Origin of the sequence: Microbacterium sp. (assembly GCF_035277845.1) — a bacterium.
Classification (GTDB): Bacteria; Actinomycetota; Actinomycetes; order Actinomycetales; family Microbacteriaceae; genus Microbacterium.
Genome location: NZ_DATEJS010000228.1, coordinates 1 through 8,541 on the forward strand (window position 1 = coordinate 1; position 8,541 = coordinate 8,541).

General features: G+C 70.8%; 10 protein-coding genes. 7 read left to right on the forward strand and 3 right to left on the reverse strand.

Going from position 1 to position 8,541, the window contains the following annotated elements; translation table 11 throughout:
* The first annotated feature begins 2 nt into the window (after positions 1 to 2).
* Together VJR25_RS09900 and aroB are read left to right on the forward strand one after the other, a co-directional pair.
* The gene (locus tag VJR25_RS09900) at positions 3 to 545 is read left to right on the forward strand and encodes a shikimate kinase (RefSeq protein WP_324114807.1); all 543 of its coding nucleotides are present in this window, start codon (positions 3 to 5) and stop codon (positions 543 to 545) included.
* Positions 542 to 1,621 (forward strand): 3-dehydroquinate synthase, encoded by a 1,080-nt coding sequence (gene aroB, locus VJR25_RS09905; protein WP_324114808.1) that lies wholly within the window; start codon positions 542 to 544, stop codon positions 1,619 to 1,621. The genes VJR25_RS09900 and aroB overlap by 4 nt, the downstream gene beginning before the upstream one ends.
* 58 nt (positions 1,622 to 1,679) lie before the next feature.
* On the opposite strand, the gene VJR25_RS09910 is transcribed toward aroB, so the two are convergent.
* The 3 genes from VJR25_RS09910 to VJR25_RS09920 form a co-directional block, all read right to left on the reverse strand.
* Entirely contained in the window at positions 1,680 to 3,008 is a 1,329-nt protein-coding gene (locus VJR25_RS09910; RefSeq protein WP_324114809.1) for an MFS transporter, read from the reverse strand.
* Positions 3,009 to 3,020: 12 nt separating this feature from the next.
* On the reverse strand, positions 3,021 to 3,896 hold the full coding sequence (locus tag VJR25_RS09915; protein WP_324114810.1) for a shikimate dehydrogenase: 876 nt from the start codon (positions 3,894 to 3,896) through the stop codon (positions 3,021 to 3,023).
* Between the two features lie 96 nt (positions 3,897 to 3,992).
* On the reverse strand, positions 3,993 to 4,628 hold the full coding sequence (locus VJR25_RS09920) for a TetR/AcrR family transcriptional regulator (RefSeq protein WP_324114811.1): 636 nt from the start codon (positions 4,626 to 4,628) through the stop codon (positions 3,993 to 3,995).
* Positions 4,629 to 4,713: 85 nt separating this feature from the next.
* Between VJR25_RS09920 and VJR25_RS09925 the strand changes: the two genes are divergently transcribed.
* From VJR25_RS09925 to VJR25_RS09945, 5 genes are all read left to right on the forward strand, one after another.
* Positions 4,714 to 6,537, forward strand: a complete 1,824-nt coding sequence (locus VJR25_RS09925) for a bifunctional sugar phosphate isomerase/epimerase/4-hydroxyphenylpyruvate dioxygenase family protein (RefSeq protein ID WP_324114812.1) — start codon at positions 4,714 to 4,716, stop codon at positions 6,535 to 6,537.
* Between the two features lie 30 nt (positions 6,538 to 6,567).
* A complete protein-coding gene (locus VJR25_RS09930) occupies positions 6,568 to 7,026 on the forward strand; it encodes a type II 3-dehydroquinate dehydratase (RefSeq protein WP_324114813.1) in 459 nt (152 codons plus the stop codon).
* 99 nt (positions 7,027 to 7,125) lie between these two features.
* Positions 7,126 to 7,686 carry an elongation factor P gene (gene efp / locus VJR25_RS09935; RefSeq protein ID WP_324114814.1) on the forward strand — a complete coding sequence of 187 codons (561 nt, stop codon included), beginning with the start codon at positions 7,126 to 7,128 and terminating at the stop codon, positions 7,684 to 7,686.
* Between the two features lie 7 nt (positions 7,687 to 7,693).
* The gene (gene nusB / locus VJR25_RS09940; protein WP_324114815.1) at positions 7,694 to 8,104 is read left to right on the forward strand and encodes a transcription antitermination factor NusB; all 411 of its coding nucleotides are present in this window, start codon (positions 7,694 to 7,696) and stop codon (positions 8,102 to 8,104) included.
* 24 nt (positions 8,105 to 8,128) lie between these two features.
* Positions 8,129 to 8,541, forward strand: a 413-nt coding sequence (locus VJR25_RS09945) for an SWIM zinc finger family protein (RefSeq protein WP_324114816.1), incomplete at its 3' end; no start/stop codon positions are given.

Genomic DNA, 8,541 nt, shown 5'->3' on the forward strand with positions numbered 1-8,541 from the left:
CTCTGGTGCTCGTCGGCCCGATGGGCGCCGGCAAGACGAGCGTCGGCCGGAAGGTCGCGCGCACCATGGGGCTGCGCTTCCGCGACACCGACAAGGTCGTGGTGCGCGACCACGGCCCGATCCCGGAGCTCTTCGTCCGCCTCGGCGAGCCCGCATTCCGCGCCCTCGAGCGCGCCGCCGTGCAGGAGACCCTCGCGAAGGGCGGCGTCGTCGCGCTCGGCGGGGGAGCGGTGCTGGATGCCGCCACCCGTGCCGAGCTGGCCGCACACCGGGTCGTGCTGCTGACGGTGTCGCCGCGGGTCGTGGCATCCCGGATCGCCGGCACGGACCGCCCGCTGCTGAGCGGCGAGGAGGACCCGGTGGAGCGCTGGCAGCGGATCCTCGCCGAGCGGATGCCGCTGTACGAGCAGGTCGCCGACGTCACGTTCGACACGTCGTCGGGGCCGCTGTCCGACATCGTCACGGCCATCGTGGCGTGGGCACGGCGCACCGAACGCCCCGCCGAGAAGGCCGGGACAGACCACAGCGCGAAGGAGCAGGGATGACCGAGACGACCGTCACCGTGACGGGGACGCCGGGCTACGACATCACGATCGGGCGCGACATCCTGGACCGCGTCGGAACGGCGCTGCCGGCCGGTGCCCGCAAGGTGCTCGTCATCCACCCGCCGACCCTCGCCGCACGTGCGGAGGAGCTGCGCGGCCGTCTCTCCGCCGACGGCTCCCGTCACGTGCTCCTCGCCGAGATCCCCGACGCCGAACAGGGCAAGCGGATCGAGGTCGCGGCCTTCTGCTGGCAGGTCATGGGCCAGGCCGACTTCACGCGCACCGACGCGGTCGTCGGGTACGGCGGCGGCGCGGTCACCGATCTCGCCGGATTCGTCGCGGCGACATGGCTGCGCGGCGTCGCCGTCGTGCAGGTGCCGACGACCGTCGCCGGGATGGTGGATGCCGCGATCGGCGGCAAGACCGGCGTGAACACCGCCGAGGGCAAGAACCTCGTCGGTGCGTTCTGGGCACCCGAGCACGTGGTGTGCGACCTGCGCGAGCTCGAGTCGCTGTCGCGCAACGAGGCGACGGCCGGCTTCGCCGAGGTGGTCAAGGCCGGGTTCATCTGGAGTCCCGAGATCCTGGACCTCATCGAAGCCGACCCCGAGCGGGTCGTCGACCCGACCTCGGACGCCTTCCGCCGCTGCGTGGAGCTCGCGGTCGACATGAAGGCGCGCGTGGTCGGCGAGGACTTCCGTGAGGGCGGGCTGCGCGAGATCCTCAACTACGGGCACACCCTCGGTCACGCCATCGAGCACAGCGAACGGTACCGCTGGCGCCACGGCGCCGCCGTGGCGGTCGGCATGGTCTTCGCCGCGGAGCTGTCCCGCCTGGCCGGGCGCCTTCCCGACGACGTGGCATCCCGGCACCGCTCGATCCTCGAGACCCTCGGCCTGCCGACGTCCTACCGGGCCGGCGCCTGGCCGCAGCTGCTCGCGACGATGCAGCGCGACAAGAAGAGCCGCGGGGGGATGCTGCGGTTCATCGTGCTGGACGACCTGGCCCGCCCGAGCGTCATGCAGGCACCGGACGAGTCGCTGCTGTTCGCCGCCTACCAGGAGGTCGGCGAGTAGTCCGGACGCGCTGAGGCCCCGTCGCATTGCGACGGGGCCTCAGCCGGAGGAACGGGTCTCAGGCGATGACCGGGCTCACGACGGTGGGGTTCTCGCCGAACGTGCCGAGCTGGGCCGTGGGCACGTTCTTGGTCTCGCGGGCGGTCAGCGCGCTCACGGCCGCGATGACGCAGATGACGGCGGTGAAGACGCTGATGACGACCCAGCCGCCCTGCTGGACGCCGCCCAGGGCGGTGACGATCGACGGCGCGAAACCGGCCATCAGGAAGCCGATCTGCGTGCCGATCGCCATCCCCGAGAACCGCACGCGGGTGCTGAACATCTCGGCGTAGAAGGACGGCCACACGGCGTTCGCGGCGGCGTAGCCGCACGAGAACGTGAGCACCGCCAGCGCGAAGGTCAGCACCTCGCGGCCGGGGCCCATCGACAGCATGTAGAAGGGCATGAACACCGCCGACGAGAGCGCGCCGTAGATGAACACCGGCTTGCGGCCGATCCGGTCCGCGAGTGCGCCGAAGAGGGGCTGCGTGGCGATCGCGACCAGGTTCGCGGCGACGACGAGCCACAGCGTGATCGCCTCGTTCAGACCCACCACGACGCCGTAGGCGATGGCGAGGTTGCCGAACACCGTGGAGACGGCGGCGATGAAGGCGCAGCAGATGACACGCAGCACGTCGCGCCAGTGATCGCGCAGGAGCGGCACGATCGGCATCCGGGAGAGGCGTCCCTCCGCCTTGGTCTCCTCGAACTCCGGGGTCTCGTGCAGGCCGCGGCGGATGACGTATGCGACGATGACGACCGCGGCGCTCAGCCAGAACGGGATGCGCCAGCCCCACGTGAGCTTGAACGAGTCGGGCATCGCGACGACCGGGATGAAGATCAGCGCGGCGAGGATCTGGCCGCCCTGCGTGCCGGTGAGGGTCCACGAGGTGAAGAACGCGCGCCGGTTGTCCGGGGCGTGCTCGAGCGTGAGCGACGAGGCGCCGGCCTGCTCGCCGGAGGCGGACAGGCCCTGCAGCAGCCGGCAGAGCACGAGCAGCACGGGCGCCGCCCAGCCGATCTGCCCGAACGTCGGGAGGCACCCGATGACGAAGGTCGACAGGCCCATGAGCAGCAGCGTGAACAGCAGCACGCGCCGCCGGCCGAGCCGGTCGCCGAAGTGGCCCACGAAGATCGCTCCGACGGGGCGGGCGATGTACGCGAAGCCGAACGTCGCGAACGACATGACGAGGGCCGCCTGGTCGTCGGACGGGAAGAAGATCTTCGGGAAGATGAGGGCGGCCGCGGACCCGAAGAGGAAGAAGTCGTAGTACTCAACGGCGCTGCCGAGGAAGCTCGCGACGGCTGCGCGGGCGGGGGTCTTCCGCGACACTGCGGTGGTGGACATCGGGGGATTCTCCTATCGGACGAGCTCGTCTGCGGCGACGAGACGGTGGAAGTGGTCGATCATGCGGTCGGGGTCGGGACGGATTCCGGTGATGAGCGCGAACGCGTCGACCGCCTGGAAGACGGCCATCCGCCCGCCGTCGAGCGTGCGGCAGCCGGCCGCGCGTGCGGCGCGCAGCAGCGCCGTCTCCAGGGGGCGGTAGACGATGTCCGCGACCCAGAGTCCGGGGCGCAGCAGAGCGGGGGAGAAGGGCAGGCCGGGATGGTCGTGCATGCCGGTGGGGGTGCAGTGCACCACACCGTCGGCGTCCGCGAGGAGCCGCGCCAGCTCCGCCGGGGCGGCGGCCTCGACGTGCGCCGCATGACGCGCATCCAGGTCTGCGGCGACCTCGCCCGCGCGGTTCGCATCGACGTCGACGACGGTGAGCCGGCGCACGCCGCTGCGCAGCAGCGCGTCGCCCACCGCGGAGCCGGCACCGCCCGCACCGAGGAGCACGACCTGCTCGAGTGCGGCATCCGGCAGTCCGGTGCGGAAGGCCGTCTCGAACCCGGTGGTGTCGGTGTTGTACCCGACCAGTCCCTCGTCGGTGAACAGCACCGTGTTGACGGCGCCGAGGGCGGCCGCGACCGGATCGACGCGATCGAGGTACTCGATCACGAGTCGCTTGCAGGGGTGGGTGACGTTCAGGGCGTCGAACCCGAGCCGGCGCGCCCACGTCAGGATGTCGGGCAGCTGGTCGGGCACCAGTGCCAGGCTCGTGAGGTCGATGGTGCGGTACAGGTAGTCGAGCCCCAGGGCGCGCGCCTCCGCCATGTGCAGCGGCGGCGTGAGCGAGGGGGTGACGCCCGTGCCGACGAGGCCCACGAGGTATCGGTGCGGCGCAGTCACGAGAACTCCTTCGTTCGCCCGTTGTGTACTAACTGGTACGTTCAGAGTGAACCACGCGATCGCGACGCTGTCAAGAGACCCCGGGACGGATGCCGCTCAGACGGAGGCGCGCGCGGTGAGCCAGGCGACGACGACCTCGCCGATCATGGCGCGCAGATGCGGGCGCTGCGCAGGGGAGTCGAGGTCCACGTCGAACAGGAAGCCGAACGTGTACTTGTTCGCGACCTGGAAGACGCAGTACGAGCTGATGAGCAGATGCACGTCGAGCGCCTGCACGTCGTCCCGGAACACCCCGGCGGCCCGGCCGCGCTGGAGGATCTCGTCCAGCTGCGTCACGGCGGGCTGGGCGAGCGTGCGCAGGGAGTCGAGCCGGCGGATGAACTCTCCGCGGTGCACGTTCTCGATGGCGACGAGGCGGATGAACGCGTCGTGGGTCACGTGATGGTCGAAGGTCAGCTCGGCCAGCTGGCGCATCGCCGCGACGGGGTCGGTGTGGTCGACGTCGATGGCGCGCTCGGCATCGCGGATGCCGCGATAGGCTTCCTCGAGCACGGCCAGGTACAACTGCTCCTTGCCGCCGAAGTAGTAGTAGATCATCCGCTTGGTGGTGCGGGTGCGCTCGGCGATCTCGTCGACGCGCGCGCCGGAATAGCCGTCCTCGGCGAACACCTCGGTCGCCACGGCGAGCAGTTCCGCCCGGGTGCGCTCGGCGTCGCGCTGTGCTGGTGCCACCGGCACAGCGTATCCGAGCGGACGCCACCCCTTCGGGAGCACGGGCCCTGGCCACCCAATGTACTGTCTGGTACATTGGCCCGCCATGAGGACATCGATCGCCACCGTGTGCCTGAGCGGCACCCTCGTCGAGAAGCTCCACGCGTGCGCCCGCGCGGGCTTTGACGGTGTGGAGATCTTCGAGCCGGACCTCGTCGCCGCGCCGGAGAGCCCGGAGGAGATCCGCGCGCTGGCATCCAGACTCGGGCTCACCCTCGACCTGTACCAGCCGATGCGCGACGTCGAGGGCGTGGACGAGGCGGCCTTCGCGGAGGTGCTGCGCCGTGCGGAGGCGAAGTTCGCGCTGATGCAGCGGCTCGGGATGGACCTCGTCCTCTGCTGCAGCAACGTCGGCTCGGCGACGGTCGACGACGACGCGGTCAGCGCGAGCCAGCTGCGGCGCCTCGGCGAACTGGCGGCCGGCTTCGGCATCCGGATCGCGTACGAGGCGCTCGCCTGGGGCCGGTACGTCGACGACTACCGCCGGGCATGGCGGATCGTCGAGCTCGCGGCGCACCCGGCGGTCGGCGTGTGCCTGGACTCGTTCCACATCCTCTCGCGCGGGCACGACCCCGCCGCCATCGAGCAGATCCCGGGCGAGCGGATCTTCTTCGTGCAGCTCGCGGATGCACCCGCCATGACCATGGACGTGCTCTCGTGGAGCCGTCATCACCGGCTGTTCCCGGGGGAGGGGAGCTTCGATCTGGCGGCGTTCGTCGCCCATGTCGTGCGAGCCGGATACACCGGCCCGCTGTCGCTCGAGGTGTTCAACGACACGTTCCGGCAGACCGACGTCCGCGCGACCGCCGTGCACGCGCGGCGCTCGCTGCGCTGGCTGGAGGACGCGACCGCCCGGCGGGCCGATACCGCGGGCGGGCTCGTGCGCCTCACCGAATCCGCCGCGCCGACGGGCTTCGACTTCGCCGAGATCAAGGCCGAGGACACGTCCGCGATCGAGGTGATGCTCACCCAGCTGGGCTTCACGCCGCGCGGCCGGCACCGCACGAAGCCCGTGACGCTCTGGAGCTCGGGAGCCGCACGGGTCGTGCTGAACGAGCAGCACGCCGTCGGCCTCAGCCCGCACCTGGCCGCGATCGGGCTGCTCGTGCCGGAGCCCGCGCTCCTCACCGAGCGGGCCCGCGAACTCGGCACGCCCATCGCGTACCGCCGCACGTACGCCGCGGAGCAGGTGCTCGATGCCGCGGGGGCACCGGACGGGACGGAGATCTTCTGGGGGGCGGCCGCGGCCGGTGAACCGGCCTGGACCACGGAGTTCGAGCACGGGACCGGCGCGCCCGCGGATGCCTCACCGGCATCCGGCGTCGTCGCGATCGACCACGTGAGCCTCACCGAGCCGTGGCAGGCGGTCGACGAGGCGGTGCTCTTCTACACCTCCGTGTTCGGCCTGGAGCCGGTCGGCTCCACCGAGGTCGCGAGTTCGCAGGGCCTGGTGCAGAGCCGCGTGATGCGATCGCCGGGCGGCGAGGTGCGCCTTCCCCTGAATGTCGTGCCGGCGGGCTTCGCGCAGCGCAGCCGGGACGCCGGGCTGGCCCAGCACGTCGCCTTCCGCTGCACGGATGCCCGGGGCCTCGCCCGTGCGGCCCGCGCACGCGGGCTCGACGTGCTGCCGATCCCCGGGAACTACTACGACGATCTGGTCGCGCGCTTCGGACTCGAGCCCGGATTCGTGGCCGAATTGCAGGAGCTGGGGCTCCTCTACGACCGCGACGGCGAAGCCGAGTACCTGCAGTTCTACACGGGCATCGTCGGGCAGCTCTTCTGCGAGTTCGTGGAGCGGCGCGCCGGGTACGACGGGTACGGCGCGGGGAACGCCCCGGTGCGTCTCACCGCACAGGGTGCGGGGCGCTGAACGCGCTCGTCGATTGATAGGGTTCCCAGCATGATCAACGCCCGCCGTCTGCTGCTCGTGAACGGGCCGAACCTGAACCTCCTCGGTGTGCGCGAGCCCGAGATCTACGGCACCGAGACCCTCGCCGACGTCGAAGGGCTCGTGGAGCGCACCGCGGCATCCCGCGGCTTCGACGTGCGCGCCGTGCAGAGCAACCACGAGGGCGTCCTCATCGACGCGATCCACGCGGCCCGCGAGGACTGTGCGGGCATCGTGATCAATCCCGCCGGCCTCACCCACACGTCGGTGTCGCTCGCCGACGCGCTCAAGGCCGTGGCCCTGCCGGTCGCCGAGGTGCACATCTCGGACGTCGGGTCCCGGGAGGACTTCCGGCAGGTCTCGTATGTGCGCGACGTCGCCGCGGTGCACGTCATCGGCCAGGGCATCGGCGGGTATGCCACCGCGGTGCTGCGACTCATCGACGTGATCACCGGGCAGGCGGACGGCTGAGGCATCCAGCCCCCTTCCAGGCCTGATCGGGCCATCCCGTAGAATGGGATGTTGGGCGCCTTCTCGCCCGCGAACTTCACGAAACGGAACACAAGACCCATGGCATCCACTGCAGACATCAAGAACGGCGTCGTCCTCAACATCGACGGTCAGCTCTGGAGCATCGTGGAGTTCCAGCACGTCAAGCCGGGCAAGGGCGGTGCGTTCGTCCGCACCAAGATGAAGAACGTGCTCTCCGGCAAAGTCGTCGACAAGACGTTCAACGCGGGCGCCAAGATCGAGATCGAGAGCGTCGATCGCCGCGACTTCCAGTACCTGTACAACGACGGCGACAGCTTCGTGTTCATGGACACCAGCGACTACGACCAGATCCACGTCGCGGCGCCGACCGTCGGCGACGCCTCGCACTTCCTGCTCGAGAACCAGATGGTCACCATCGCGCTGAACAACGGCAACGCGCTGTACGTCGAGCTGCCGGCATCCGTCGTGCTCGAGATCACCTACACCGAGCCCGGCCTGCAGGGAGACCGCTCCTCCGCCGGAACGAAGCCCGCCACGCTCGAGACCGGCTACGAGATCCAGGTGCCGCTGTTCCTCGAGACCGGCACCCGCGTCAAGGTCGACACCCGCACCGGGGACTACCTCGGCCGCGAGAAGTAAGCCGCGCGTGAGCGCACGGACCAAGGCGCGCAAGCGCGCTCTCGACATCCTCTTCCAGGCCGACGTCCGCGGCGAGGACATCCCAGTGATGCTCGCCGTCGAGGCGAAGCGCGCCGCGGCGGAGCCCGCGCGCGAAGCCTCCTGGCTGTACGCCCGCGACATCGTCGACGGCATCATCGACAACTCCGACGCGATCGACGAGCAGATCACGCTCGCGGCCAAGGACTGGTCGATGGCGCGCATGCCCACCGTCGACCGGGCGCTGCTCCGCATCGGCGTCTGGGAGATCCTCTACAACGAGCAGGTGCCCACCGCGGTGGCCATCGACGAGGCCGTGGAGCTCGCCAAGGAGTTCTCGACCGACGAATCGGCTTCGTTCGTGCACGGCGTGCTCGCCCGCGTCGCCCGCTCGAACTGACCGGGAGCCGCGCGAATCGTCGCCGTGGACGCGCCGTTCATCGACCCCGACGCCATCCGGCGCCAGGCGTGGGGCGGCGCGTTCACGCGCGGAACGCAGTACTTCCACGACGGGGCGGTGCGCCGCGTCGAGTGGGATGCCGCCTCGCGGACCATCAGCGGCGACGTCGCCGGCAGCCGCGCGCAGCGCTACCGCAGCGTCGTCCGGCTGAAGGCGGTGAGCGACCGCATCGACACCACGTGGTGCTCCTGCCCGATGGAGGCGGACTGCAAGCACGTCGTCGCGACCCTGCTCGCCGCCAATGCGTCCCGGCTCGCGGACACGCCGGGGCCGTCCATGCCGGGGCGGACGGTGCCCGGACGGATGCCGGGGATCCCCGCCCCGGCCGGCGGCCCGCCTGCCGCGCACGCCGGGCCGAAGCAGCCCACCTGGCGCGA

What these genes read in the sequence shown, in the direction of transcription:
- aroB (WP_324114808.1), top strand. Translation starts at nt 542, where the DNA reads ATGACCGAGACGACCGTCACCGTGACGGGGACGCCGGGCTACGACATC.
- VJR25_RS09910 (WP_324114809.1), bottom strand. Translation starts at nt 3,008, where the DNA reads ATGTCCACCACCGCAGTGTCGCGGAAGACCCCCGCCCGCGCAGCCGTC.
- VJR25_RS09925 (WP_324114812.1), top strand. Translation starts at nt 4,714, where the DNA reads ATGAGGACATCGATCGCCACCGTGTGCCTGAGCGGCACCCTCGTCGAG.
- VJR25_RS09930 (WP_324114813.1), top strand. Translation starts at nt 6,568, where the DNA reads ATGATCAACGCCCGCCGTCTGCTGCTCGTGAACGGGCCGAACCTGAAC.
- efp (WP_324114814.1), top strand. Translation starts at nt 7,126, where the DNA reads ATGGCATCCACTGCAGACATCAAGAACGGCGTCGTCCTCAACATCGAC.